At 48.4% G+C, this 25855-nt stretch carries 24 protein-coding genes; 10 read left to right on the top strand and 14 right to left on the bottom strand.

What is annotated here, in order from left to right; all coding sequences use genetic code 11:
* Positions 1–307 precede the first annotated feature (307 nt).
* Complete coding sequence (locus NOU37_07320) at positions 308–880, bottom strand: hypothetical protein (GenBank protein ID MCQ4575036.1); 573 nt, start codon at positions 878–880, stop codon at positions 308–310.
* Positions 881–1025: 145 nt separating this feature from the next.
* On the opposite strand from NOU37_07320, the gene NOU37_07315 reads away from it, so the two are divergent.
* The 7 genes from NOU37_07315 to NOU37_07285 all read left to right on the top strand — a co-directional run bounded on the left by NOU37_07315 (position 1026) and on the right by NOU37_07285 (position 7949).
* Complete coding sequence (locus NOU37_07315; protein MCQ4575035.1) at positions 1026–1961, top strand: chromate resistance protein; 936 nt, start codon at positions 1026–1028, stop codon at positions 1959–1961.
* Positions 1958–2188 (top strand): hypothetical protein, encoded by a 231-nt coding sequence (locus tag NOU37_07310; protein ID MCQ4575034.1) that lies wholly within the window; start codon positions 1958–1960, stop codon positions 2186–2188. Before NOU37_07315 ends, NOU37_07310 begins: the two co-directional genes overlap by 4 nt.
* A 231-nt stretch (positions 2189–2419) precedes the next feature.
* A complete protein-coding gene (locus tag NOU37_07305) occupies positions 2420–3871 on the top strand; it encodes an ethylbenzene dehydrogenase-related protein (GenBank protein ID MCQ4575033.1) in 1452 nt (483 codons plus the stop codon).
* Complete coding sequence (locus tag NOU37_07300; GenBank protein ID MCQ4575032.1) at positions 3871–4881, top strand: extracellular solute-binding protein; 1011 nt, start codon at positions 3871–3873, stop codon at positions 4879–4881. Before NOU37_07305 ends, NOU37_07300 begins: the two co-directional genes overlap by 1 nt.
* Before the next feature lie 105 nt (positions 4882–4986).
* Positions 4987–6510 (top strand): iron ABC transporter permease, encoded by a 1524-nt coding sequence (locus NOU37_07295; protein ID MCQ4575031.1) that lies wholly within the window; start codon positions 4987–4989, stop codon positions 6508–6510.
* A complete protein-coding gene (locus NOU37_07290) occupies positions 6498–7529 on the top strand; it encodes an ABC transporter ATP-binding protein (GenBank protein ID MCQ4575030.1) in 1032 nt (343 codons plus the stop codon). Before NOU37_07295 ends, NOU37_07290 begins: the two co-directional genes overlap by 13 nt.
* Before the next feature lie 255 nt (positions 7530–7784).
* Positions 7785–7949 carry a hypothetical protein gene (locus NOU37_07285; GenBank protein MCQ4575029.1) on the top strand — a complete coding sequence of 55 codons (165 nt, stop codon included), beginning with the start codon at positions 7785–7787 and terminating at the stop codon, positions 7947–7949.
* A gap of 372 nt (positions 7950–8321) precedes the next feature.
* Here NOU37_07285 and NOU37_07280 read toward each other — a convergent pair whose 3' ends face one another.
* The 9 genes from NOU37_07280 to NOU37_07240 form a co-directional block, all read right to left on the bottom strand.
* Entirely contained in the window at positions 8322–9110 is a 789-nt protein-coding gene (locus tag NOU37_07280) for a hypothetical protein (GenBank protein MCQ4575028.1), read from the bottom strand.
* Between the two features lie 472 nt (positions 9111–9582).
* On the bottom strand, positions 9583–10500 hold the full coding sequence (locus tag NOU37_07275; GenBank protein MCQ4575027.1) for a hypothetical protein: 918 nt from the start codon (positions 10498–10500) through the stop codon (positions 9583–9585).
* A gap of 196 nt (positions 10501–10696) precedes the next feature.
* Complete coding sequence (locus NOU37_07270; protein MCQ4575026.1) at positions 10697–12157, bottom strand: TldD/PmbA family protein; 1461 nt, start codon at positions 12155–12157, stop codon at positions 10697–10699.
* Positions 12154–13713, bottom strand: a complete 1560-nt coding sequence (locus NOU37_07265) for a TldD/PmbA family protein (protein MCQ4575025.1) — start codon at positions 13711–13713, stop codon at positions 12154–12156. The genes NOU37_07270 and NOU37_07265 overlap by 4 nt, the downstream gene beginning before the upstream one ends.
* Before the next feature lie 40 nt (positions 13714–13753).
* Positions 13754–15271 carry a DUF262 domain-containing protein gene (locus tag NOU37_07260; GenBank protein MCQ4575024.1) on the bottom strand — a complete coding sequence of 506 codons (1518 nt, stop codon included), beginning with the start codon at positions 15269–15271 and terminating at the stop codon, positions 13754–13756.
* 376 nt (positions 15272–15647) lie between these two features.
* The gene (pssA, locus tag NOU37_07255) at positions 15648–16373 is read right to left on the bottom strand and encodes a CDP-diacylglycerol--serine O-phosphatidyltransferase (GenBank protein ID MCQ4575023.1); all 726 of its coding nucleotides are present in this window, start codon (positions 16371–16373) and stop codon (positions 15648–15650) included.
* A 152-nt stretch (positions 16374–16525) separates the two neighbouring features.
* Positions 16526–16999: a nucleoside-diphosphate kinase gene (ndk, locus tag NOU37_07250; GenBank protein ID MCQ4575022.1), complete on the bottom strand. Its 474-nt coding sequence runs from the start codon at positions 16997–16999 to the stop codon at positions 16526–16528.
* Between the two features lie 18 nt (positions 17000–17017).
* Positions 17018–17566, bottom strand: a complete 549-nt coding sequence (locus tag NOU37_07245; GenBank protein ID MCQ4575021.1) for a DUF4416 family protein — start codon at positions 17564–17566, stop codon at positions 17018–17020.
* A gap of 24 nt (positions 17567–17590) precedes the next feature.
* A complete protein-coding gene (locus NOU37_07240; GenBank protein MCQ4575020.1) occupies positions 17591–19294 on the bottom strand; it encodes a proline--tRNA ligase in 1704 nt (567 codons plus the stop codon).
* Between the two features lie 218 nt (positions 19295–19512).
* Between NOU37_07240 and NOU37_07235 the strand changes: the two genes are divergently transcribed.
* The 3 genes from NOU37_07235 to NOU37_07225 all read left to right on the top strand — a co-directional run bounded on the left by NOU37_07235 (position 19513) and on the right by NOU37_07225 (position 21111).
* Positions 19513–20025, top strand: coding sequence for a cytochrome c (locus NOU37_07235; protein ID MCQ4575019.1), 513 nt, complete (start codon positions 19513–19515; stop codon positions 20023–20025).
* Positions 20026–20242: 217 nt separating this feature from the next.
* A complete protein-coding gene (locus NOU37_07230) occupies positions 20243–20665 on the top strand; it encodes a hypothetical protein (GenBank protein ID MCQ4575018.1) in 423 nt (140 codons plus the stop codon).
* A gap of 59 nt (positions 20666–20724) precedes the next feature.
* Complete coding sequence (locus NOU37_07225) at positions 20725–21111, top strand: cytochrome c (protein MCQ4575017.1); 387 nt, start codon at positions 20725–20727, stop codon at positions 21109–21111.
* A gap of 231 nt (positions 21112–21342) precedes the next feature.
* Here NOU37_07225 and NOU37_07220 read toward each other — a convergent pair whose 3' ends face one another.
* The 4 genes from NOU37_07220 to NOU37_07205 all read right to left on the bottom strand — a co-directional run bounded on the left by NOU37_07220 (position 21343) and on the right by NOU37_07205 (position 25845).
* Positions 21343–21876: a cysteine hydrolase gene (locus tag NOU37_07220; protein ID MCQ4575016.1), complete on the bottom strand. Its 534-nt coding sequence runs from the start codon at positions 21874–21876 to the stop codon at positions 21343–21345.
* A gap of 21 nt (positions 21877–21897) precedes the next feature.
* Complete coding sequence (locus tag NOU37_07215; protein MCQ4575015.1) at positions 21898–22689, bottom strand: ribonuclease Z; 792 nt, start codon at positions 22687–22689, stop codon at positions 21898–21900.
* Positions 22690–22842: 153 nt separating this feature from the next.
* Positions 22843–23757 carry a ribosome small subunit-dependent GTPase A gene (gene rsgA, locus NOU37_07210; GenBank protein ID MCQ4575014.1) on the bottom strand — a complete coding sequence of 305 codons (915 nt, stop codon included), beginning with the start codon at positions 23755–23757 and terminating at the stop codon, positions 22843–22845.
* Between the two features lie 162 nt (positions 23758–23919).
* Positions 23920–25845, bottom strand: a complete 1926-nt coding sequence (locus NOU37_07205) for an FAD-dependent oxidoreductase (protein ID MCQ4575013.1) — start codon at positions 25843–25845, stop codon at positions 23920–23922.
* Positions 25846–25855: the final 10 nt, after the last annotated feature.

The following is a 25855-nucleotide window of genomic DNA, read 5'->3' as shown; positions in this document are numbered from 1 at the left end:
TCGCGATACAGAAAGGAAGTCATCTTGGAGGAAGAGGGGGAATATGGTTACTAGTTTTTTCAGACGCCGGGAAACGACTCTAAAAAGGGTTGAAGTCAGCGTCCCGAACGCATTAACTGTTGTGAGCTTACTCTCAAGAATAAGGTAAATAACTAGAAATACAAGATTTTAGGTAATATTGGAAGAAGAAATAGGGAAGCACAAAATTATGAAACCAATTAGCCCAATATTTAGCGAGAAATTTAGCGGCTTAATTTGTAGACGATGAATTCAGTATGTTTCCGTAGGAACAATTAAGAATTACTTTCTACTCACCCTTCCAGTTCCTATCAAAAAGTTGCAGGGATTGTTTGTGGTACTTATCTATGATGTCAAGATTGGCGCGGTAATTTTCTGCCCAATGATCGTTGAATATGGGCTCTGCCCAAGGGTCTCCCCAAAGGCCCTCAATTACCACGGGTTCTCCGTGAGCTACTTTATAAATAAATTCATCGGACTCCTTTATTTCCTCCGGGGCGATTACTTCCAACTTGACTAATTTGGCCTCATACTCCTGGAATTCAGTACTCTTTGTATCCTTCTTCTTTTCATACGCACTAAGGACCGCCCGTAGCATATACCGCTGGCGCACAGTACCTCTGCCGAAAAGCCTATCAAACAACTCCGGCAACTCTTTTTCGGACCATTTATGGGAATCTGCTATTTCCCAGAACTTCTTGTGCTTTGCTTGGTCAAGGTCATATACGTGCATCTTAAATATGAGAGTTACCATTTCCACCCTTTCCTGTTGAGATAAGGACTGCAGAGGCCCACCCCATTCCCCCTGTGCAAAGGAAAGGGATGGCAAAAGCGTCAATATTAAGAATATGGCCCATCTCATTTTTGGTTCCCCCTTATACAACCTGTTTAGTAACTTAGTAACAATGTAAGTGTTATACTTGACATTGTGTGGAATTCAACTAAAATATTGTATTATCTATTACATATGGTATACGTATAACATGACACTACAGTGGATCTTGTTGATGTACAGCCTACCCGTGAAGGCCTCTAAGGAAAGGATGAGGCTGTGGCGGAAATTCAGGCAACTTGGGGCAGTTTCCCTGAAGAATTCCGTTTATATCCTCCCTTTAACTGAGAGGACTTACGAGAACTTCCAATGGCTAGGCCAGGAGATTCAGTCCGTGGGGGGAGAGGCCACCCTGGTGAAGACAAACGGCATAGAGAACCTAGAGGATCAAGACATTATCGGGCTCTTTAATACCGCAAGAGATGCGGACTATCGGGGAATAATAACGGCATGTGAATCCCTCCTCAAAAAGATTACTCGAGGGAAGGAAAAAACAGCTGCCGAGGGAGATGTTTTGAATAAGGAGCTAACTCCTATAGAAAAAAAACTAAAGACTTTGGCGGAGATAGACTTTTTCAGTGCTCCGCTCGCTAAAGAGACTAAGAAGCTCTTCCTCCGTTGCACAAAGGCTGTAGAGGCTAAAAGACAAAGAAAGCATCCCGGTGTGTTGACCCCACTGAGGAAGGAGGATTTTCGGAAGAAAAGGTGGATAACGCGCAAAAGACCTCATGTGGACAGGTTAGCTACTGCCTGGTTTATAAGGAGGTTTATTGACCCCAAGGCCAATTTCTCTTTTCAAAAGGCAGGAGACCCACTGCCTGGCGGGTTTATACCTTTTGACATGGTGGGGGTCGAATTCAGTCATCATGGGGATGATTGCACTATAGAGACCATGCTAAAGAGGTTTGGCATCAAAGACCCTGCCGCATGGGAAATTTCTAGGATTGTCCACGATGCCGACCTCAAGGATGGTAAGTATGGGAAGGAGGAGGCGAAGGCGGTTATTCTCCTGTTAAAGGGGATAATGGATATATATGACGAGGATAACATCCTGCTAGAGGAAGGTATCCAATTTTTTGAATACCTGTATAAAGGTCTGAAAAGGGCATGAGGGTACACTTTTTAACAGGCTTGTTGTTTACCGTTGTTGCCCTAGAGGAGAAAGCGAAAGAACGTGTTTTGCTCTTCAAGGACAAATGTTCTCTATGCCATCCGTTGGAAAGGGTTTTAGAGAAAACAGAATACATTGCCACCGATTGGCAGGCGGTGGTGGATAACATGATAGGGGAACAAGACTGCAGGGAGAAGGCCAGCCCGGAGGAGAAGATGGGAGGTTAAACCTTGAAGCACCCAGGGGTTCCAATACCAACTTCCAAGGGGTTAGAATCGGTATGGCAAATGGGGTTTTAACAGGTTTAAATGTGTGTGTTAAATGAGGCTGTTGCCGAACCACCAAAATGGGCCAAAAAATGTAGGAGGGATGCCTCCGGCACGATCTGTACCTACACAGATTTTCAGCAGGCCCATACTTGATACTAACAAGTCTAATAAAGGAGGAAGAGCCATAGTATGATAAAATTTGTAATATCAGTAGTTGTTCTTTCACACCTGTGTTTTCAATATGGATGGAGCGCTGAGATTACGCCTCCCGTTTTGGAGTCCTCTTATACAAAGACGCCACCAATTATAGACGGGAAGATGGATGAGATTTGGGAAAAAGCTAACCCCCTCACTGTTATGGTGAGGGAAGCTATAGGAGGTGGTGACCCAAAACCGGTAGTCCTTCGTGCCCTTCATACCAATGATGCCTTTTATGTAATGGCTCAATGGCCTGATGACACCAGGGATGACTTGCGGGATCCGTATGTCTGGAACGACGAGAAGAAAGACTATGAACGGCCATCGAACCCTGATGATCAGTTTGCCATAGAATTTCCCATGACAGGGGACTTCGTCGTTTCTATGTTGACATTGGTTCACGAGTACACTGCAGATGTATGGCACTGGAAGGCTGGACGTGGTAACCCCGTGGGTTGGGTGGACGATAAGCGACACATTATCAGTCAGAAACCAATCCGTGGTGGGCACGAATACTCAATGGGTGGACATGGAAAGGTCTATATCGCACGTATTCTGGATGGGGGAACGTCTTCCTACCACTTGAAATCCAAACCAATAGCCTTTAAGGGTAAGTTAGTAGATTCCTTTGAACATCGTCAGCCTACCGGCAGCCTGGCGGATGTTCTCGGTAAAGGAACGCATGACGGAAAGAAATGGACACTGGAGTTGTCGCGCAAGTTCAATACAGGTCACAATGATGACGCTGTAATTGATTCAACCAAAGATAACATCTGCGCTATTGCTGTTCTCGACGACGAACTCTACTGGGAACACTCGGTCTCCCCGGAGGCAATTACTTTACGATTTGTTGGTGGAACTGAAGACCCATTATGGAGTTTTGATAAAGAAAGCGTTGGGAAGTTACCTAAAGGATTTTCAAATCAGGTAACTGGTATGGGAAATCTTGGCTGTTGGGAAATAATTGAGGATGAAACTGCCCTTACCCCGCCTCATGTATTAGCACAGACCTCAAATGAAAACTCTGGCTATCACTTCAACTTAGCTGTGATCGAAAATACAGATTATGGTGACCTTGAACTAGAAGTGAAGTTCAAGGCTGTATCAGGAGATGAAGACCAAGGGGGTGGCCCAATCTGGCGTTATCAAGACCCTGATAACTACTATGTTGCCCGGGCCAATCCTTTAGAAAATAACTTCCGGGTTTACAAAGTGGTAAATGGTAATCGCAAGCAACTAGACTCAGCGCATCTAAAAGTTACACCGGGAGAATGGCATACCATTAAGATCATAAATAATGGAGATAAAATTCTGTGTTGTTACGATGATAGGTTTTATTTAGAAGTGAAAGATAACACTTTTGAGAAAGGCAAAATCGGCCTCTGGACAAAGGCCGATTCCATTACCTATTTTGATAACCTTGTTGTGAAGGCTTTAGAGTGATGGGAAAGTATTTTGTCACGCTAATTTTTCTGACAGTTTTCTCGAGCTTGTCAAAGGTAGAAGTAGTGGGTCAGGAAGTGGTGGTCTATACCTCTGTGGACAGACTCTTTTCGGGGCCTGTCCTTAAAGACTTTGAGGGGGAAAGTGGTATTAAGGTAAAAGCAATCTTTGATACTGAGGAGGCAAAAAGTACCGGTATAGTCAACCGCCTCATTGCCGAGAGAAGTAACCCGCAGGCGGATGTATTCTGGAGCGGCGACCCTGTCAGGCCAATACTCCTGGAGAAAAGGGGTATGCTAGAACCTTACAAATCTCCTAATGCCAGAGATATACCTGACATATACAAGGATGAGAAAGGTTATTGGACGGGTTTTTCTGCCAGGGTACGAGCAATTATTTATAATAAAAACTTGGTAAAACCCAAAGAAATACCAAAATCTATATTCGATTTTCTAAAGCCTAGGTGGTCAGGTCGGGTGGCTATAGCAAATCCCCTTTTTGGTACCACAACCATCCATGCAGCCGCACTCTTTGTGATCCTGGGAGACGAAGAGGCCACGCAGTTTTTTGAGGCGTTAAAGGCCAATGATGTCAGGATAGTTTCCTCTAATGGTGAGGTGAGGAGGCTAGTGTCAAGAGGTGAGGTGGCGGCAGGTATAACCGATACAGATGATGTCAATGTGGCTATGCTGGAAGGCGCTCCCGTAGGTATGATCTATCCTGACCAGGAAGGTATGGGGGCGCTTCTAATGCCCAATATGGTCTGCATGATAAAGAATGGGCCAAATCCGGAGAATGCAAAAAGACTATTAGATTTCCTGCTCAGCGCAGAGGTAGAGGAAAAGCTTGCTCATGCAGAATGTGTGCAGATACCCCTCCGTCCCTGGGTTACGGGACCAGAAAACATAGTCACTATTAGGGATATAGAGGAATCCGAGGTAGATTACAGAGAAGTAGCCAATAAGCTGGAAGAGATATACCCATATCTAAAAAAGTGGTCCGGCTATTGAGTATAGGAGGCATCCATTACAAAGAAGATAATCTTTGGTCTTACCGCGGCACTCATCTTCTTCCTAGTATTTCTGCCTATACTGTGGATGTTTGGAGACTCTTTTGTGGTAGATAGAAGGCCCTCTTTCTCAAGTTATAAAGAAGTGTTTACAGACTACAAGACAGGCCTGTTCTTTCTTAACTCACTACTTCTTGCTTTTTTAACTACAACACTTTCGACTATCTTAGGGATATTTACGGGCTTTCTCTTTGGCAAAACCGACTTACCGTTTAAGGGCATTTACAGAATACTTTTTCTTGTGCCTTTTATTATACCGTCGTATATTTACGGTCTCGCCTGGGCCGACCTGTTGGGAAAGACTGGCCTGCTAAACAACCTCATTTCAGGCATACCATTCGTGACGGCAGATATGATTTCCAGCTTTATGTATAGTGCCTTTGGTGGGGCTATGGTACTGGGACTGTCCTTCTTTCCCGTCATAATGTTGATAGCAGAAGGAAGCTTCTCAAGGGTGGGTACCCACATGGAGGAAAGCGGTCTTATCTTTGAAGGAAGAGGCAGAGTTATAACGAAAGTCCTGCTTCCACTTGCCGCTCCGGGTATATTTTCAGGGATGCTTATTGTGTTTATCTTGACGCTGTCTGAGTTTGGTGTGCCATTCCTACTTGATATAAAGGTACTCACTACCCAGATATTTACCCAATTTAGCGCCTTTTATAACGAAAAAGCTGCGGTGGCCCTTTCCATACCACTAGTCTGTGTGACTGTCTCACTTATGGTGGTCGAGAGGATATATTTAAAGGGTAGGTCATTTGAGGCCCTGGGAAGAGGAACTAATACTAGAACATATAAATATCTCCTGGGACGGTGGAAGATACCGTGTGTCATTGCTTGCTGTCTAATATTGGCAGTGGTGGTAGTCTTTCCACTGGTAACATTGGTAATGGATTCATGGTCTCTGGATGCCTATAAGAAGGCTTTTTTACTCACGAGACAAAGCATAATGAATACCCTTGTCTTTGGTGTTGTTGGGGCAAGCCTCATCACACTATTGGGACTAGCCATAGGCTATTTTTCTGAAAAGGCTAGGATTTACATCGGTAAGGGTATGGAATTCTCCATGGTAATGTTATTTGCCATACCAGGCACTGTAATTGGTGTAGGCCTGATAAGACTGTGGAATAGGCCGGATGGATTTTCCCAATTCGTGTATGGCTCATTTATTATAATTATTATAGGTTACGTAGCCAGGTTTGCCCCTATTGCGGCGCGTACCATGGCAGATTCTTACAGACAGGTCCCTAATAATTTGGTAGATGCCGCTGAGGTCGCGGGGGCAGGCTGGTGGAGACTTAAGGGAAAGATACTTATACCCCTTGTAGGGAGTGGCATTATGATTACCTGGCTTCTCTCTTTTATCTTTTGTGTAGGAGAGATTGGGACGACCATTCTGGTATATCCACCTGGTCAGGAGACACTTCCCATAGCATTGTTTACTGTAATGGCAAACAGCCCAACAAATGTCGTAGCTGCCGTCTCCGTATTGTTGGTAGTTATAGTGCTTGTGCCGGTAGGGATGTTCTTAGGCATTATTCATCTGGTTAGAACACGGCTATGCTGGTTTTAAAGGGAGTTTCCAAGAGATTTAAAGGAGTGCCCATAGTTAGCAAAATAACCTTTAGTATTGAGGAAGGTGAAACATTGGCACTCTTGGGTCCAACAGGTTGTGGCAAGACTACCACTTTGCGGATGATAGCGGGATTGGAAACACCTGACGAAGGAGAGATTTGGATTGATGGCAGACTGGCCAGTACCAAGGGCAGAAACAAGATGACGCCGACGGCTAGACATCTAGGCATGGTGTTTCAGGACCAGGCCCTATGGCCTCATATGACGGTTCAGGCGAATATAGAGTTTGGTCTCAAGGCGGTCGGTATTCGTAGGCTTGCCAGGAAGAAAAGAGTTGAGGATGTAATCAATAAGTTAAAATTAGAAAAATATGGAGGTACCTATCCTTCCAGTCTTTCTGGTGGTCAGCAGCAGTTAGTGGCGATAGGTAGGGCTATTGCCCCTGAGCCCAGAATGCTGCTTATGGATGAGCCACTTTCTAATCTGGATGTACACCTGCGGGAAGAATTAAGGGTAGAGATACCACGATTACAGGAAGAACTAAAGATAACCACACTTTATGTTACCCATGATCAGCAAGAGGCCTTTATTCTAGCCAGTAAGGTTGCCGTGATGAACCATGGTAGGATAGAGCAGATAGGCTCTCCTGAGGAGATATATTCGCATCCCTCCACAGAATTTGTAGCAAGGTTTGTTGGAGACTCTAATATTCTCGAGGCTGAGGCCGTTAACAAGGATTTAGTAGACACACCCTTTGGTCAATTAAGGTGTAATACAAAAGGGTTAACAAGAGGCAAGGTCTTGCTCCTTTTTCGCCCCGACTCTATCCAGCTTGGCAAGGATGGAAAATATAAGGGGAGGATTCGTAAAAGGGCATATATAGGGGCTACTTATCAATATGTCCTGCAGTATGACAACATCAAGCTTACTACCTTTTCAAAGGAGTGGCTGACTGAGGGTAGTGAGGTACATTTTTCACTGGGAGCAGGAACCGTAATCATTCCTCGCAACGCATAGTGAGTTTCCGTGCTCCCACAATAAACGCATTTGGACTCCACTTTACTGCCTTTTAGCAGAGAATTGAACATACTAACAACAAACCCCAGGCGGGCAAAAGGTGGGTGCTTTCTGACGCCTCTCGTGTCGTAAGTGTTTTTAAATGTCTTTCGCTTTTCGCTAAATTTTTTTTCATGGTCAGGAATTAGAGAAGCTTTCAACAAGTTTAATCTCCTCCGGCGTAAGGCCGTAGAGTTTATAGATGAGCCGATCAATTTGTTTTTCGTATTCGCGGAGTTCGGAATGCTGGATGCCAATTGCCTGCCTGTGGTAAGCGAGGAAGACCCGAAGAAACTTGTAGGCATTGTGACCAGGAGCGGCATTGTTTCGCGATACAGAAAGGAAGTCATCTTGGAGGAAGAGGGGGAATATGGTTACTAGTTTTTTCAGACGCCGGGAAACGATTCTAAAAAGGGTTGAAGTCAGCGTCCCGAACGCCGCGCTCTAACCAGGCTGAACCACGCGCCGAACCTTTACTGACAAAGACTTACGGCTACCCCCTTATAGACAACATCTGCCGGGTGGGCAAAAGGTGTGGGCGGAATTTGTCCAAAATTGGTTCTTTGGCAACACGATGAACTTGGTTTCTTTAACTACTTGATTCATTACTTTTCTCCTATTTGTTTGGCGTTAGTTTTGTACAAGGGTGGACACTGTCCACCCTACCAGGCTGGCTCACATCTGGCTGGAGCCTATATGCCATAACCACCCCTAATTTCCGTCCCCTTTAATTTCTCAAGGCCATTATTGATATTACTTAGAGATCTTAAGTTCGACCAAGTCTATACACTCAAAAGCTGACTTGTCACCTTCAGAAACGCAATAATACAAACAGGATGGAGTTAGCTTAAATGCCTTTTTTGCGCTATTAAATACAGGAGGCTTTTCCCATGTCTTTTTCATCACCGACTCATCAAATACAACTGCATTGCCTTTGATAGCGAAGGGACTTGTGCCTTCTGCGTAAGCCATTAACACCATGCCGTAAGAATCTACGACAAAGCTGTTGCCGAACCCACCAATGAAAACACCCCACACTTTCCGCCCTTCGTCATCATAGATGTAAGACATTGTTTCTGGAATCCTGTTATTCTCCTTCAAAAAATCAATCTCTGCCTTGTTAGCTGTGAGGACATAAGCAGGTATCCAAACCTTTGTCTGAGCTTTGGCCACAAGCCACATAGTGGGAAGACCGTCCTTCTTCTCAATTAGCGTTACTGCATCGCCAAAGGAAAAGGTGGCGTCGTTTTCTGTCGGCTTTGCGATAATTGCTACAGCACCCGCTGGATTCAAATTCTTTAGCACATACCCGATCCCTCCAAGAGAGTCTCTCACGGTCGGTTCACCAGACAATGTGAAATACTGCTTGACTCGCACATATGCGGTTCCGCCCGCTGTAAGAACTGCTGAATTAGCTTTGGTTGCTTTCTCTGAAGTTTTCGCAGATGCCTCAACCTTTTGTGCCATAGTCTTATCGCTGCCAAGGATAAGGAATACCATCATCATGGCTATAGCAATAGTGAACACTTGCTTCTTGATCATTGCGGTTCCTCCTTTTTCTTGTTGCCCAACGACAAAGCTCACCTGCCGCTATGGAGCGCAGCGGAATAGCGGTCAGGTGCAGCGCCTCGTTGGGCGGTCTGTTTGCCAAAATTCAAACGTATGAAACCTTCACGTTGTTTGCGGATGCTTCCATCGTCATCAAGATTGCCAACTCTCCTAACGTCCCTGCCTGCAGTCTCCCACCAACGTCAAGAAGGAAGCGCCGAACTATGACCAAGGGGTCAAGGCATAACGGGTCATTCCTGTTTGGGAACTTCTCAAAGATCAGCACAAGGGAAGGATCAGACCGGAACTTAGGTGCCTCACGCAGCAACAGGTCATGATCTTTGAACGCTGGACTCAGATTGCCCATCATGACGAGTTCCCTATTCTCCCGCCTTGCCCTATATAGTTAAGGCACGCCAATGAAGATGTAGCATAAGTAGGGAGGCATTAAAACGACTTTATTTCGCTATTGAGTACGTTCTACCTGTATAATCCTTGATTTAATAGCTGTTTCTGGAAGCCTACCTACCGGTATTGTCTGTCCGCTATGTAATAGATTCTTTTCAGTGGCGGCTAGGGCAATTATCTCAAAAGGTTCACCTATACCTGCCGTTTCTGTCCCAAAATAGCAACGTGTTCGCCAGGTGCCATCAGGGCTGACCTCTGGAATGGTTTGTACCCACCAAGTGTCCGTCATGAGGGGGTGTACTAATACATACACCTGATAGGTCGGATCTGAAACCTCTCCTTTCACGATATAAGTCATTCCAACTTTCTCTCCATCGGGAGGGTCGGTTATTTCCATCTTTATTAGAAAAGGGCTTGCCTCATCATAAGCCAGATGTAACTCTTTTAAGGCTGTCGTCACATTCTTGTCTGAAATTCCCTCCCCGTATTCAAAAACTTCCTTCTTATGTTCTCTAAATGAGTCAACGAGGTCTGATGTAATCTTTTCAGAATCTGATGGCTTAAGTGAGAATTCTGAAAGTTTTTTGTTCAGTTCTAAAAGTGTATTAAAGACTTCATCCCTTTTTTCCTGCATATCGTTTGCACGCTTGGTGAAAGTTATTTTTTCACCTTCATCCCTAGTCTTTTTTGCCCGCTTTCTTGCCTCTTCGGCCTGCATGCAATAGTAGTGCTGGACGATATCAAGACTAAGTAGGGAGGTATCGGCCAGTCTCTTTACTTCAGCAGGGCCGATCTTTACACCGACTTGCCCTTTGAAGAGGCCAAAGCCTCCCCCAAGGTCCACCTCTAAGCGTCCCCCAGTCTTTTTTACATATCTCTGACACTTGCCAAAACTCACGCTTTCACCCAAGGATGTTGATAAAAAAAGAACTAAGAGAAGAAACAATGCCAGTCGCTTCTTTATTATGGATTGCACAAGTCCCAGCTCTCCCCCCCTTTATTGACTTATCAATCTACGACCACTATGCCTGCCGGTATTCTTAATTAGTTAGGAGATACTTCATCCGTCAACTCCAAACCTTGAGAACGATTATAATTATCACATTACAGAAAAGTCAAACATAAAAAAAACTAACTTACACCAAATCTCAGGCGGGCAAAAGGTGGGGCTTTTAAGCGGTTGCAATACCGTCCAGCCTTACCCCCGTCACCCTTATCTCCGGCGCAATCACAGCCTCTTCGGCCGCCCACACCAGCGTGGCTTTTTTCTCTTTGGTCACGGAACGGACGTTATTCAGGATGTGGCTTATGTTGCTGTTAATCCTTATGGTGTTTGGTTTGAGGGGTGTTGACAACTTTCCGTCTTTTATTAAAAAAGAGTCCGCTATGATGGTGCTGGTGAAATCTCCGGCGGCCATCCCGTTTATCGGGTACGTGTACCATATCCTCCCTATGTACAGGCCCTCTCTTATGCCGGAAAGCAATTCTTCCGAGGATACCTCTTCCCTGCCCTCCACCACTATATTGGTGGGAGATATTGCCGCCCGCATGTCGTTGTTTCTGCCCACGGCGTGGAATCTGAAGCCGTTCCTCGGCTCAAAGGCCGCCGCGGGGCCTGAAAGTTTTTGACTCAGATAGTGGTTGGCGAGGAATCCTACGAGCAGGCCGTTTGATACCAGATCAGTCCTGCCCGTGGGCAGTCCCTCGCAGGTAATCTTCTTACTGGCGACTTGCCCCGGCAGGGCCCCGTGGTCGTATATAGACAGGTTTGATGAACATATTTCCTTGCCCAGTTTTCCGAGGAAAGGGGTGTTGGAGGCATTTACATAGGAGAGGCTGAGCGACGGCGCTATTATGTGAGATACCAGGTCGGTCACGGGCTGCCTGCCAAAAACCACTTCGTAGGCGCCGGGCTCTATCCTCTCGCCGCCCGTGGTGCGTATCGCACTCTCCGCGGCCTCACGTCCCGCGGCCTCCGGGTCAAACCCCTCAAGATGGGTACTGGTACTCCACCCGGTGCCCTTAACGTCTTCGTCTTCTACCATTGTGGTTATCGTGGCGGTCAGGATGGTTGACTCGTCGAATTCCTCTATCCCCATGGTGCTCTTTATGGCCATTTTCTCCTTCAGGATGCATACGTCTCCGCCTACGATTATTGATTTGGTGATACCTCTTTCTTTGTACGCCTCAAGCGCCCCCTTCAGTGCCTTCCATCCCAGTTCCACCACGTCGGCGTCTTGCACCTCCATGGCCGCGGGGTCGTGGTAGTCTGAGAGTGTAGGTGTCCCCGCGGGAGAGGGCAATGAATGAAAGTCCGGGTCGGAGAGCCGGCAGCGTCTTGCCTTCCGGAAGGCCTCCCTGACGGCCCTGGGGTGAAGGTTATTGGACTCACTCCCGAAACCAACCGTCACCTTGCCCTTATCCGTGAAGGCCGCCTGCACGCCCACGCCAAATGACTGGTTGGACTTTGGCTCCTGCAGGCCCATTGAGGGGATGTCTGAGGTGTAATTAATCCGCATGGTTACAAGCTCATTCCATGACGCAAAGACCTCAATCTCAACCCCGTCCTTCTTTGTGGCCTCAAGTCCCTTGCTCACGCAGTCTCTCAGGTCATCTATACCTGTACCGGTCATTTGTACTCTCCGGTCATCCGGGCCTTGCTCCTGAGGGTGGGGCCGCCGTTGCCCACCTTCATAACCTGCATGGGCTGTCCTTTGCCGCAGTTTGGTATGGGGAACATCTTAAAATCATTGCCGACGGCGTCTATGTTCATGAAGAAGTCTCTGGAGTCCGCGCTTATCCCTCCGCCCCGGTACAGCTTTACCAGCTTGCCGTTTTCTATCTTATAGACCTTTTGGGCGGATATCCTGAAATTCTCCCTGGATTCGCTGATGGAGGGTATGCGGTTATTAACCACGTAGTAGCCGTCCTTCACCTCTGCAATGATGTCCTGAGGGTCCCTGCCGCCCGGGGCGACTACGGTGTTTGTCATCCTCACCAGCGGCATGTATTGACACTCCGTCGCCCTCATCGAACCGTTGGGTTCCATACCCAGTATGGCCGCGTTCTCCCTGCCGTTCATAAAGCCCTTCAATATGCCCTTGTCTATCAGTATTATTTTTCTGGCAGGAGTGCCCTCGGCGTCGTATTTGTAGTGCCCGTAACCTTCCAGGTCCGGGTCTGAGAATGCTGTCAGGAGTTCGGAGCCTATCCGCTTGCCGAGTTCGTTGTCGCCGTCCGCAAGACCTCTCAGCAGCCACGACCTGCCCGCGTAGGCGGTCTCCATCTTCAGCGCCCTGTCGGCCTCGGTCGGGTGTCCGATGACTTCATGTACCAGCAGGGAGTTAAAATGCGGGTCTGTTACGACCACAACAGGTTCGTCCGTTGAGGGGAGAAACTCGGCCCCTGCCAGTTCGACCGTATCCCCGGTGCGTTCAAGGGCAAAATCCACGAGGTTCTTGCCGTAGACGTTTTTCCCCTTTATGACCTCCCATCCCCCGTGCGCGCCCAGATGGTCTGCGAATGCCTCAGGCACCGCACCTTCCTTCCTGGCCACTACAAAAAACTGTGCCTGGGTAAGGGCGGCGGACTGGTCGATAGCGGCCCCCTCCGTGCTGTAAAACAGTTCCCTTGAAAGCCCCGTCGCCACGCCAATCATGGCATACTTGACGTCTGGTGAGACGGCTTGCATCGCCTTTGTCGTCTTGACGCTGAGCGCGAGCACCTCTTTCAGTCGAACGTCACGGGGGTCTTCGTCAAAGACGGCTGGTATAACGTCCTGACATATTTCGACCGGCGCGAGCCGTACCGGCGCCAAAGACGGCGCCAGGTCTCTCATCGCGATTTTATTCCTGGAATTAGCCACGGCCCGCTGGTGGGCCTTTTTTATGCCCGCGCGAAATATCTTACGGAGTCTCCTCATGTCGGCCTTTCCGAGCGGCTGGCCATAATAGCCCCATGCCGGCATCTCACCGGCCGCCAGTCTGACACCGAAGGAAATATTCACCTCTTCCTCCATGCCCTTAGGGCTGCCGTTCTCGGAGCTGGCAGACTTGTACGCCACGAGGCCGAGCCGGATGTCCGCATACCGGCAACCCTTGAGAGAGCCGGCGTACTCTATCGACTCCTTAACCGTTTCCCTCGCCGCGTCCAGGACCTCTATGCCTAATGCAGTTTTTCCTCTTGTCATCTTTGTTGTAATTTATAGAAAATAGAACTTATAGAGAATACTAGGAGGCGATTTTTATCTTAACATTCTCTAGCATGTTTCTAACTGAGTCTAATATTTTTAATTGCATCGCCTTAAGTCTATTTTCATCTAGAAGTCCAATGTTATTTTTCCCCGAATATTTCTTTATCGTGTCTCCTACTTTTTTCTCTTTAGTTCGTATTTTCGGTAGCTTTCCATGATTAAGATCATGGCGTAAAGCCATTCTTAAAAGATTAAGATCTTTAACAATCTCGGGTTTTTTACTACCTAATCTATTGCCACTTCCGCTGCCTTCGTAGAATGTCTTGTAAAGATCGTCTATAAAGTCTTCGTATGAATGTGTATTATCAATAGGTTTTCCTAAATTAATCAGAGTCTTTGTTACTTTATTTGTTTGCTTTATTAAATCTTCTCCATTTGAAGCGCGATAGATTTCATTGCACTCGTAAACTAAGTTCTGTATTTTTTCCGCCATTTCCGAGAGGCCATTCTCAACTGTTCCTCCAATTTGCCCTCTACCTGAAAAAACAAAAGCAAATGCTGGATCGAACAGGACAAGTTTTCTAGCTAAAATATCAAATCTTTTGTTTACAGACTCTCGGTCTGCAACACCGTGGCTGATAGCTGCTTGGTAATCGAGAAGATCCTTGTCAGTTGCCCTAGACCCTTTTTCGACTTCATTTCGAAGATTCTCTGAAAATTCTTCAACAAACTTTCTAAATTTTGATTCTAGTCCTTTTAATGAATGTGCTTCAGAGAGTTCAGAAATGATATGACATATAGAAATTAACGTGGCACGGTTTCTTAAAACGTCCGCTTTTTTGGGAAATGCCTTATCAAGGAAGTTAAAGATAGCGAGCAACTTTTTAGCTATTGCCGTGTTACTAGAAAAGTCACGGTTGTCCTGGTACATTTTCTCTAATTCGTCAAAGCGCATGTTGCGATGAGCACCGTAAATTACTAGGTGCGCAACCTTTGAACAAATATCTAAGTATGTGTAACGTGTATCTTTCGTTACAAGCTTATTCTTTAGAAATGTATGCTTCGACAGCTCCTTCAGAAAATCTCGAAGCCCCCCTCCAATTGCATTTAACTTTTCTGGTGCATTAAGTGGTACTCCTAACTGTAGTCTTTTGAATAGTTCCTCTATTTCAGCGTCTATTTCTTCTTCTGCGTCAGCTTCAATTTCTTCTATTTGTAGAAGAAAATCATCAAAGCTATCAGTTACCGAAGCTGGTAAGTCTTTATAGTATTCGCCTTTGTACAATTTCGCTTGCTCCTCAAGAAGTGGAAGCTTATTTTCGTAAAAGTCAAAAACTGCGTTCAATCGTTGTTGTCCATCGACGCACTCAAAAGTTTCGTTATCTATTTTGCGGAAATATAATTTTGGTACATGCCACCCCTTGAAAATTGTGTCAATAAATTTCTGCTTCTTTACCTTAGACCAGACTTCGCTACGTTGATATTCGGGTATCTCAATTCTGTTTCTTCGCTTATAAAGTTTGTCCAAGGCCTTTGGTCGTAGTTCCATTTTCATAACAAAACCCCCAATAGTAAAAACACAAAATGTACATTTCTTGCAGATTTAGCTCAATACAGAACGCACCAGCTCAGTCCCTTCCCGGTTCCCCGTGCTGAGTCCAAGTCTGACGGGCCGGACAGACCAGGCCAGTGTTGCAACTCTTTTACCGTAGTTCTGGCAACCAGAGAAACACAGAATATTAGAGCAGTTTTTACAGACGTTTCAAATAATAAATAAAACTACTTTGATTGGAGTCGTTCCTGAGGGAGGGGGTAGATTCTATAATGAATAATGACGGGGCCGGTGTTTAAAACTGTACCTTTAAGAGAGATTTTGAGGCGAACGGCAGGTCGGAGGTGCAAGGCCGGGGGGGTGGCAAAAAGGCCAGAGGCTATAATCTGATGTGTACCTTGTCTTTTATTATGCCCAGAAATCCCGCGGCAATGTAGAGGGTGAACAGCACGCTAGGCACCACCTGAGGTATCCAGGCAAAAACCACCACTGCCCCTGACAGGATGGTGGCATACAAAGGTGACCTGAACTGCTTGTCGGCGAAATCCATGGAATTTGGAAATCTTATGTTGGATATCATCAACAATGACAAAACAACCGTGATGACCGGCAGCACACCGATTATCCAGCCGATATCAGATTTGCCGGTCAGGTATAGGTTAAGGGTGAGTAGCGCCGCAATCATACCAGCCGCCCCGGTGGTTGCCAGGCCGTTAAATTCCCGGGCATCATTGTTCTCGGCCTGCATTACGTTAAACCTTGCCAACCGGTATATCGCGGCCGAAACGAATAAAAAGCCCAGGACCCATCCCAGTATGGGATGGCTCTTGCTGAGAATAGCGCCAACCAGCAGGGCCGGTGCCAGGCCAAATGTGGCGAGGTCACAGAAGGAATCAAGCTCACTGCCCAGCTTGCTTGTGGCATTAAGATAACGGGCCAGTTTGCCGTCATAGGCGTCAAACACCATGGCTATAATTATAAACCACGGTGCTATTTCATACCGTCCGTGGATAACGGCGACAATTGCCGCAAAGCCGCAACCCAAGTTAGCCATTGAACAAATATTGGGTGCGGCCATCTTTAAGCTGTGAAGTACCTTTTTCATGCTCTTGACTTAATATACAATTTCCATGCCAATTGCATAAATTAGATGATACACCCTTAAGTGCTGTGACGGCAACAGTTAGTGGTTCCTAATCAGCGAAAGTACCTGCATTATTTTGGTTTCGGTGCACAAAAAACATTGCACCTGGCTGTCTAGATTATCTTGCCCTGTGACGTATCGTAGACCCAAGAGTAGTCTGCGGCATCGTACTCCACCAGTTCGTCTTCGCCGAAAAAGATGCCTATTTCGGTCTCAGCCGCCTCTTTGGAGTCGGATACATGGAGGAGGTTAAAACGGTTTGAGACGGCGTAATCTCCACGTATAGTGCCGGGTTCTGCCTTTGAGCCAAACGTGAAACCTGCCATCTTCCTGGCTATTTCCACCACCTCCTTGCCCTTGAGAACGATTACTACAACGGGACCTGAGGTCACGTACCTGATAAGCGGCTCATAGAAATCTCTTCCCTTGTGCTGTCTGTAGTTTTCTCTGGCCAGTTTCTCGGTCATTTTAACCAATTTTATGCCGACTAGTTGCAGGCCCTTCTCCTCGAACCTGGTAATAATTTTCCCGATAAGTCTACGCTGGACGGCGTCGGGTTTAAGCAGTAGTAGCACTTTTTGCATCATCTGTATCCTCTGTTGTAATTATGCCTTTACGGCCTGTCTCTCCAGCTTATCCAGATAAGACTTTCTTACCCTGGAGAAGAATTCCTGGTATTCTCTGGATTTGTAATCGGTGTACGTCCATGGAAGCGGTACGAAACGTCCTCCAATATATCTCAAGCATACCTCTGCGTAGACACCTTTTCCGAGACAGATGCGATGGGCATGGTCCTTTGTGGATGCCAGCACCAGCTTGCCGCCGCCTATGTAGCCGGGGTCCAGGTTCACCGGGCGGCTTACGGGCAGACGCATTGCGGCGATGTCTTTTTCTATTTGATTAGTGAAGACCTTGATTGAGGCTATTTTTTTTGGCTTTATCAGTTTCTCAAAGCCGATGAATTTGCGCGAAAGGCCCTTGCCCATTTCCTTTTCATAGTGGTCGGTGAAATCAAACGGAAAGATGTCGCTCGCCTGGTCTACGGGTCCGAATTCATCCTTTAACCTTGTCTCGCCTATCTCGAACAGGTGCTCATCTCCGGAAAGCATTCCGATAATGAGATTTACCGCCAATTCAGGACGTGTGCTGCCCATAGATTGAATTCTTTGCAAATAGTGTTATGTCAAGCGGTCCAATCGCTTCTTCATCTCCGTTACTGCCGCCTCCAGTGGTACAAACGAGGCCTCTCCACCCTTTCTGGACTGTATTTCAACCTCGCCTCCCTCCTGGAATTTTTTCCCGAGCACTAGTTTGTAGGGAATACCAATGAGGTCGGCATCCTTGAACTTTGCCCCCAGACGCTGCTCCCTATCGTCTAAGAGTACCTCAACGCCGGCTGCCTCCAGTTCATCATGAAGCCTGAGGGCCGCGTTCATGCACGCCTCATCATTTACGTTCAGCGGCAGCACAAGTACCTGGTACGGGGCTATCTCAAGCGGCCAGATGATGCCGTCCTTATCGTGGGAGTTTTCTATAAGTGCGGCGATAATGCGGTTTACTCCTATTCCGTAGCAGCCCATCAGTATGGGCCTTTGCACACCGCTGGAATCAAGGAATTTCGCGTCAAAGGCCTTGCTATATTTGGTGCCCAGCTTGAACACGTGGCCGACCTCTATCCCATGGGAGATTACTAATTTCTCTCCACACTTTGTACACCTGTCGCCATCGATGACGTATCTAAGGTTATCCACACGATTAATCTTGAAATCGCGTCCTGGATTTACGTTCACAAGGTGAGTGTCCGCCTTATTCGCCCCGGTGACACAGTTCTTGAGGACCGAGACGGCCTGGTCCGCAATGATCTGTATGTCAAGTCCTACCGGCCCGGCAAAACCCATGGGCGCTCCCGTTATGTTGACGATGGTCTCCTCGTCGGCCAGAGCGATGCCATCCTGACCGAGCACCTTTACCAGCCGCGCCTCGTTTACTTCGTGGTCTCCCCTGACCAGGACGGCGACCTGTTCGTCCCCCACCTTATATATAAGCGTCTTAACCAATTTATCAGGTTGCACTTGCAGGAATTTACTCACCTGCTCTATAGTGGTCACGTTAGGGGTGGAGACGCTGCTCATCTCCTCCGGCCTGCTCTGTTCGGGGTGTAAGGGTGCCGGCTCAGCCCTCTCATTATTGACGCTGTAACCGCACCCCTCACACCTTGCCAACAAATCCTCTCCCACCTCGGAAGGCACCATAAATTCGTGGGATACGTCTCCTCCCATCGCCCCGGAGTCGGCCTCTACGGCTATATAATTCAGCCCGCACCGGTCAAATATCCTGCAGTAAGCGTCGTACATCTTTCTGTAGCTTACTTCCAGCCCTTCTTCGTCTACCTCAAAGCTGTAAGCGTCCTTCATGAGGAACTCCTTGCTTCTCAGGACGCCAAAGCGGGGCCGGACCTCGTCCCTGAATTTCATCTGTATCTGGTAGAGTGTTAATGGCAGTTGCCTGTATGAGCTTATTTCGTTACGGATTAAATATGTGATTACCTCCTCGTGGGTTGGGCCAAGGGCTATCTTCCTCCCGTGGCGGTCCGCGAAGCTTATGAGGTCCTGCCCAAAGACGTCAATCCGGCCGCTTTCTTCCAGCAGTTCCAGCGGCTGGAGGGCGGGGAGGTAAACCTCTACTGCACCGGTCCTGTCCATCTCCTCTCTAATAATCTTTACCACCTTATTCAGTACCCTTGTCCCCAGGGGCAGGTATGAATAGACGCCTGAAAGGAGTTTCCTTATAGCCCCCGACCTTATCATGAGCTTATGGCTGGCAATCTCAGCCTCTGAGGGGTCTTCTTTTAACGTAGGTATAAGGGTTTTAGACCACTTCATGTGTACTTATTCCAGTAGAAACGCCTCTTGTTTCTTGTGCTGATAAAAAGGGTTAGCGACATTATATTCTATTCGGCGTTTTTTTCAAGTGCGGTAAGTTGTATCCGGCTGAGGACCGTCTTTTTTGTTGATTTGCGGGTGGCAAATTAGTAGTATACTCGGCCATTTGGCGGGGGTGTATATGCAGCTATTGAATCCAGCAGGAGAACTTGCCGATTATGGACCTGGGAATGAGTATAAAGAACAGGGGTTTTTATACAATCATTCTTTTAGCCATGTTCACGTTTTTTACGTCCACAACGTTCTTGACCGGCCTGGCCCTGGGCGACGAGGAGAAAAAGCCGAAATACCCCAAGAACAAGGAATTGAAAGAATTGATGGAAGGAATCGACAAGCATTACAAGGCCGCCCAGGAGATGATGGGTTATTACGTCCTTTCAGCCAGGGACTGGGAAATATTGCTTAAGACAGGGGAGGTCATTTCCAAGCGCGCAGAGAAGGTTATTAAGAAATTTGTGCCCCCCGAGGACAAAGAGTACTTAAAACTCTCGAAAGAGATGAAAAAGCGGGCCGACGAGATTTATAAGGCGGCCAATGAGAGATACGTGGGCGCCTACGAAGACATTCAGTACTCCTTCGGCAGGCTTCGCAACAGCTGTAAGAATTGTCATAACCACTTGGGAATACAGATATATACGAATCTTTATCCCGGCCAGTCTCCCCCCAAGTAGGCAAGGTTGGTATGCGCAGAGGATTCACAACAAATTTTTTCTTGACTAGCATGTTAAGGGATGGTAGGGTGTTGCGTCGAATCTCCGCTTGCTTTCATTCGCAATTCTCTCTGCCGCAGTAGGGAAGTGGGGGGGAGACAGCGTTGGTTCATACCATTACGGGAGCTATGACATAGAATTAAGAGGAGGGTTCTTCAGTTAAGAAGGAGGAGGATAAATGCTGATTAAAAGATTTCTCGTTGCAAGCCTGGCCTTGCTTTTTGTCTGTGCCATGGCTGCAAGTAGCTATGCTGCTACGTCGAAAGAGCTTTGTGCGGCTTCGGCCAAGGAATTCCAGAAGATTAACCGCCTGAAAGGTTACTTCCCGGAAGAGTTAAGCGACGCGGACTATGAAACTATCCGCAGCGCCGGAGCCAACATAAAGGCAAATGAAGAAGCACGTATCAAAGATGCTAATATTGACGCTAACACGAAGGCACTGAGCCAGAGCGTAGCAATCCACGCCGGTCATATAGCAGAGAGGGCAAAGGGAGACAAGGTTGGGCTGATAGAAGACGTAGGACATTCCTACAGATTCCTCTTCCTTTCCTGCAGGAGCTGCCACCAGATATACCAGACTGAGGCGGGGCTTGCCCCTTAGGCTTATTCCTGCCTTTTAGTATAAAAAAATTCGCGCCTTTGAGAGGAGGGTTTTGAGATATGAAAAGCGCATTTCTAGTCGGTGTCTCCCTTTTGGTCTTCTGCCTTGCCTTTTGTCCCCTGGCTGTCGCAGATGAAGACCTCGTAGGAGGCAACCCTGAAAAGAGCGTATATTACATCTTTGGCAGCGGTTCGGTTCAGGGCTCGTTTGCTCCGCAGGAAACATGCTGCTACTGCCATGGAAACGGTGGCGTGGGCACGACCTTTGGGAAACAGGCCGGTGTACCTGACTTTACGGACGCAGAGTGGCAGGGATCCAGGACGGACGAACAGCTCATGGAGACCATGCTGGGCGGAAAAGACAAGATGCCCAGCTACAGGGGTAAACAGACAGAGAATATGATGAAGAAGTTGCTACAGGTCGTTAGAAATTTTGCCAAGAAGTAAAGACCTTGCCTTCAAAAAAGGCCCACTGTGCGAAGTCTTGCAAAGTGGGCCTTTTTTTTAACATCGCCGCACTCTCACCGCCTTAAGATGTTACACTTCAGATAGTATACCAGGTATACCGGGAAAATTTCCGCCGGCTTTGCTTCCACAAGACACACTGCATGGGCCTGGTGTCTTTCGTCTAATCTGTATGAAGGTCAGGGTGTGATTGTCTGTTGGCCTGGATGGCTTTTACGGGAAAGACCTGTAGGGTTTGAGTAACTTGTTAATCTGTCTCAGGGCAAACCGGTGATCCTCTGCCCTGAACGCAGCCACACAGTCCTCCGGCACGCTAACCTCGTAACCCCTCATGTAGGCATCGACAGCGGTATAGAGGATACAGATGTTGGTCGCTACACCCGTTAAAATAACGTGTCGCACCCCCAGTCTCTTGAGCGTCTTGTCCAATGTGGTGCGGTAGAAGCTGGAGTACGTTTTTGTGTATACTACAATGTCTTCCGGACGGGGTTTGAGTTCGTCTACTACCTCTGCGCCACGGCTGCCCCTTACGGCGTGGGGTGGCCATACCTCGAATTCCCGGTCATCCTTCAAATGGCTGTCGCAGCAATATATGATTGGGATGTCGTTGCGCCGGGCCTTGTTTATTTGTCTTCTGATGTTGCCGATTATGCCTTTGGCCCCGGGCACCTCCAGGGGCGCCCCCTTTACGACGAAGTCGTTCAGCATATCTATTATTAGTAACGCCTTTACGTTTTTGCCCGTCAAGTTTTTTCCCCCTGCTTCATTCTACAGTGGCAGTTCTACAAAATCCTCTGCCAGGATTATCTCGCCGTCGTAAAATCTCCCGCACTCCTCTAATATGTCACGCCCCTCCCACTGCGGATAAAAGTGGTTGAGCACCAGCCTCCTGCAACCGGACTCACGTGCGACCCTGGCGCAAAGGGAGGGCACAAGGTGGCCCTCGACCCTCAGGTCTTCCGGAAAGGAGCATTCCAGCACAAGGACGTCCGCCCCTTTTGCCAGGTTTACGATGTTCTCACAGTAATCCGTATCTCCTGAATAAGCGAGTACTTCGCCTGTCGAGAATTCCAGACGGTAACCGATCGTCGGGACCATGTGTGCCATCGGGCTCGTCCTTACCTTCCAGCCGTCAAACGCTGTCTCCTCTTCAGACAGCTCGGTGAGGTTTAATTCGTACGACTTTGGTGTCAGGGCGTTCCCGTATAACTGGTTCAGACCCTCGTAAAACCCCTTTAAGCCGGGTGGGCCGAACACACGCAGCGGTTTTGTCCGTTTTGGCTCGGCGTTTCTCATGGCAAAGAGCATTGACGTCATACCCGCGGAGTGGTCAGGATGCAGATGGGTGTAAAAGACCCTGTCTATGTCAACGTAAGTGACCCCCCGGTGAAGCAGTCTTGCCAGGGTACAGGGGCCCGTATCGAGTAACATAATCTCGCCCTCCGCCCTGACAAGGATTGACGGATAACCGCGCGATAACGAGGGAACCCCGGTACCGGAGCCTATCACCGTTACCCTGGGTTGGACGCGTTTGGAGGAGACCGTGGATTTGGTTGGCATGTCTACGGGGGATTCTAATCATATTGTAAACAAAGCGTCAAGGATTTATTTTATGTGGCGCGGCGGGCGTTGTCATATTGTGTTGCGTATATGACCGGTCTGGTAGTTAAGGCACTTCTGTGCTTGCTGCAATGTTTTCAGGTAGGATAATCTCTAGCGGGTCTGTTTTTCCTTTGTGGAGGCGAGGATTCTCAGGTAGCTGCCATAACGTCTTTCGTCAAGGGTGCCCTGCTCTACGGCCGCCTTTACCGCGCAACGAGGTTCATGGCTGTGGGTGCACCTCGAAAAATGACAGCCCTTTCCAATCTCCCAGATATCCCGGAAAAACTCGGCAACGTCAGGTTCTCTGATGTCCCAGAGCCCGAGTTCCCTTATCCCCGGCGTGTCCACAACGTATCCGCCTATGTCCATCTTTAAGAGTGTTACCCAGCTTGTGGTATGTTTCCCCTTTCTTGCGGCCACCCTTATATCCTGGATCCTGAGGCCGAGACCGGGCTGAATCCGGTTAATAAGAGATGATTTACCTACACCCGACTGTCCGGCCAGGACGGTCTTCTTGTCCTTAAGAGTGCCCGCGAGTTCCTCTATACCCATGTCCTCGACCGCGCTGGTAAACAACACCGGGTACCCCAGGCCGCCGTATAAATCCTTGACCCATGAAACCTCCTCTTCGTCTACCAGGTCTATCTTGTTTATACAGATTACCGAGTTTAGGCCGCCGTTCTCTGAGGCGATTATGTAGCGGTCAATGAGTCCTGCCTTAACGGGCGGGTCTTTTGCGGCCATTACTATGAGCACCTGGTCCATGTTGGCCACTACCACGTGTTCTTTACCGGGTGCCCATGGGGCCACGCGGGACAGCCTGGTTTGTCTCTCCCCTATCTCTTCGATTACTCCTTCGTCGGGAGACGTCTCGCTGAACCTTACCTGGTCCCCCACCACTACCGGGCTTGTCCGCTTGTCTGAGGCGGTTTTAAGTTTTTTTCGTATACTGCAGGTGTAGGTGTGGCCGTCAGCCTCAACCTGACAACTAGGTCCCGCTACTTTGAATACAGTGCCTTGCTTCACATTTCCAGGCCTCGGGATGTTTGGGGTTATTAGAGTTAGTGGTCGTGGTTGCTCAACACTAAGCAGAGCAAGTCACGCCTTAGGCGGACCCCGTTGTGGGCGCCTCTGGAGGCTGCCCACGGCATGACTCCGCCACTACAATAACACAGGTTATACCGGGGGTTAGAGTTTGAGGGCCGCTTCCGCTCCTTCTGCTACTGCCTCAAGGGCTGTACGGCCCTCACAGGCGTCGCCGACTACGTACAGTTCCTTTATACTACCGTTTAAGGCCTCCTGAAGTTCCATGTTAGGCTTGTGAATGCTTGCCATAACGATGTCGTCAAATCCCTCCAGTTTCTGATTGCCTTCGCGTCTTTTATTAATTACCAGGAAACCGGGGCCTACCTCTACCACCTTTGAGCTCAAAAGGATGCTGGCGCCGCCATTTTTCAGCCTTTCGGAGACGTGGAAACGCGGATGGGCGACAAGGCCGATACCCAGCATCCTTCTCATTTCTATGATAGTTACCTTTTTGCCCCGGGTCAAAAGAAAGTCTCCCAACTCACAACCTTCCGGGCCTCCCCCTACTATGGCTACGTTCTTACCCAATGCGTCGGCCTGGTCGAAGGCCTTCTTTATGTCCAGCAGGTTGTTGCCGGTCGTGCCCGGAATATCCGGGAATTCGTCCCTGGCCCCGCAGGCCAGTATTACGGCATCCGGCGAAAATTCTTTTATCGCGTTGGCGGTGGCCTCCTTGCCGCACTGTATCTCTTCGGTACACTCCTTTGCGCGGCGTATAAGGTAGTCCAGAAACTTGGACATGTTCTCCTTCCTGGGGGCCATGATGGCGTACCTGTATCTACCTCCCAGGTCTGAGTCCTTTTCCCACAGCCATACCTTATGGCCGCGCTCTCCGGCGGCAGTGGCGGCACTGAGCCCGCCGGGACCGCCGCCGACTACAAGGACTCGTTTCGGTCTGGGCCGGGGTAAGCGTTCTATTTCCCATTCCCTGCCGATATAGGGATTTGTGGTGCATACGAGTCTTCCCTCTATGATACTCTCGATGCAGCGGTTACAGGAGATGCAGGGTCTTATGTCGTCGAGACGCCCCTCCCTCGCCTTTCTGGGTAAGTGGGGGTCTGCAATCAGGCTTCTGCCCATACTGACAAGGTCTGCCTTGTTCTCGGCTAGCGCCTTTTCCGCCATCTCCGGCCTTAGAATCCGCCCAACGGTGATTATCGGCACGCTTACGACGGGTTTTAGCCCCGCCGCCAGCTCTATGAAGCAGCCTTCTTCAAGGTAGTAGCAGGGGATGTTATAGACAGCGGATGAGCTGTTGCACGCCGATACATGGAGGGCACTTGCTCCGGCGGTTTCAAGTGTTTTTGCGATTGCCTTGCTCTCTTCGAGCTTGAGTCCCTTCTCGGTATATTCGTCGGCGCTAATCCTGCAGATGACGGGGAAGTCACCGGGCACCCTCTTTCTGATGGCCTCTACGATCTCCCGGGCGAATCTCGACCTGTTTTCGGTGTTGCCGCCATAGCCGTCCTCTCGCATGTTGGTCTCGGGAGAAAAGAACTGGTTAACGAGATAACCATGGGCCATGTGCAGCTCAATGCCGTCGGCGCCCGCGCGCACGACCCTTTCCGCCCCGTCGGCGAATTTCCCGACAATCTCCCCTATCTCTTCGATAGATAATTCCCTGGGCATTGTCCTGGTTATCGGACTGGGGATAGGGGACGGAGCGACCGGGTCAACGCCTGTGAAGAATTTAAGGGCCTCCTTGCCGGCATGGCTCAGTTGAATGACTATCTTTCCATCTATTTTATGTATCTCATCTGCGAGACGACCCAGCCCGTCAACATACTTGTCATCGTGTATACACAGCATGCCGTCGTTTATCCTGCCGGTTGGGTCAACTGAGGTGTTCTCCACCGTCACATACCCGACGCCACCCTTTACCCTCTCGCGATAATAGGATATGACCTCATCGGTTACAAAGCCGTCTTCGTCGCATAGATGGGTCTCCATTGCCGGTAATACGATACGGTTATTTACCTCCATGGAACCTATGCGGAAGGGGCTAAAAAGTGTGGGGAACGACTCCATGACTCTCCTT

Origin of the sequence: Candidatus Bathyanammoxibius amoris, assembly GCA_024451685.1 — a bacterium.
Classification (GTDB): Bacteria; Planctomycetota; Brocadiia; order Brocadiales; family Bathyanammoxibiaceae; genus Bathyanammoxibius; species Bathyanammoxibius amoris.
This window is presented reverse-complemented; position numbering and strand designations above follow the sequence as displayed.

What these genes read in the sequence shown, in the direction of transcription:
- NOU37_07320 (MCQ4575036.1), bottom strand. Translation starts at nt 880, where the DNA reads ATGAGATGGGCCATATTCTTAATATTGACGCTTTTGCCATCCCTTTCC.
- NOU37_07315 (MCQ4575035.1), top strand. Translation starts at nt 1,026, where the DNA reads ATGTACAGCCTACCCGTGAAGGCCTCTAAGGAAAGGATGAGGCTGTGG.
- NOU37_07310 (MCQ4575034.1), top strand. Translation starts at nt 1,958, where the DNA reads ATGAGGGTACACTTTTTAACAGGCTTGTTGTTTACCGTTGTTGCCCTA.
- NOU37_07305 (MCQ4575033.1), top strand. Translation starts at nt 2,420, where the DNA reads ATGATAAAATTTGTAATATCAGTAGTTGTTCTTTCACACCTGTGTTTT.
- NOU37_07300 (MCQ4575032.1), top strand. Translation starts at nt 3,871, where the DNA reads ATGGGAAAGTATTTTGTCACGCTAATTTTTCTGACAGTTTTCTCGAGC.
- NOU37_07290 (MCQ4575030.1), top strand. Translation starts at nt 6,498, where the DNA reads ATGCTGGTTTTAAAGGGAGTTTCCAAGAGATTTAAAGGAGTGCCCATA.
- NOU37_07280 (MCQ4575028.1), bottom strand. Translation starts at nt 9,110, where the DNA reads ATGATCAAGAAGCAAGTGTTCACTATTGCTATAGCCATGATGATGGTA.
- NOU37_07270 (MCQ4575026.1), bottom strand. Translation starts at nt 12,157, where the DNA reads ATGACCGGTACAGGTATAGATGACCTGAGAGACTGCGTGAGCAAGGGA.
- NOU37_07265 (MCQ4575025.1), bottom strand. Translation starts at nt 13,713, where the DNA reads ATGACAAGAGGAAAAACTGCATTAGGCATAGAGGTCCTGGACGCGGCG.
- NOU37_07260 (MCQ4575024.1), bottom strand. Translation starts at nt 15,271, where the DNA reads ATGAAAATGGAACTACGACCAAAGGCCTTGGACAAACTTTATAAGCGA.
- pssA (MCQ4575023.1), bottom strand. Translation starts at nt 16,373, where the DNA reads ATGAAAAAGGTACTTCACAGCTTAAAGATGGCCGCACCCAATATTTGT.
- ndk (MCQ4575022.1), bottom strand. Translation starts at nt 16,999, where the DNA reads ATGATGCAAAAAGTGCTACTACTGCTTAAACCCGACGCCGTCCAGCGT.
- NOU37_07245 (MCQ4575021.1), bottom strand. Translation starts at nt 17,566, where the DNA reads ATGGGCAGCACACGTCCTGAATTGGCGGTAAATCTCATTATCGGAATG.
- NOU37_07240 (MCQ4575020.1), bottom strand. Translation starts at nt 19,294, where the DNA reads ATGAAGTGGTCTAAAACCCTTATACCTACGTTAAAAGAAGACCCCTCA.
- NOU37_07235 (MCQ4575019.1), top strand. Translation starts at nt 19,513, where the DNA reads ATGGACCTGGGAATGAGTATAAAGAACAGGGGTTTTTATACAATCATT.
- NOU37_07230 (MCQ4575018.1), top strand. Translation starts at nt 20,243, where the DNA reads ATGCTGATTAAAAGATTTCTCGTTGCAAGCCTGGCCTTGCTTTTTGTC.
- NOU37_07225 (MCQ4575017.1), top strand. Translation starts at nt 20,725, where the DNA reads ATGAAAAGCGCATTTCTAGTCGGTGTCTCCCTTTTGGTCTTCTGCCTT.
- NOU37_07215 (MCQ4575015.1), bottom strand. Translation starts at nt 22,689, where the DNA reads ATGCCAACCAAATCCACGGTCTCCTCCAAACGCGTCCAACCCAGGGTA.
- NOU37_07205 (MCQ4575013.1), bottom strand. Translation starts at nt 25,845, where the DNA reads ATGGAGTCGTTCCCCACACTTTTTAGCCCCTTCCGCATAGGTTCCATG.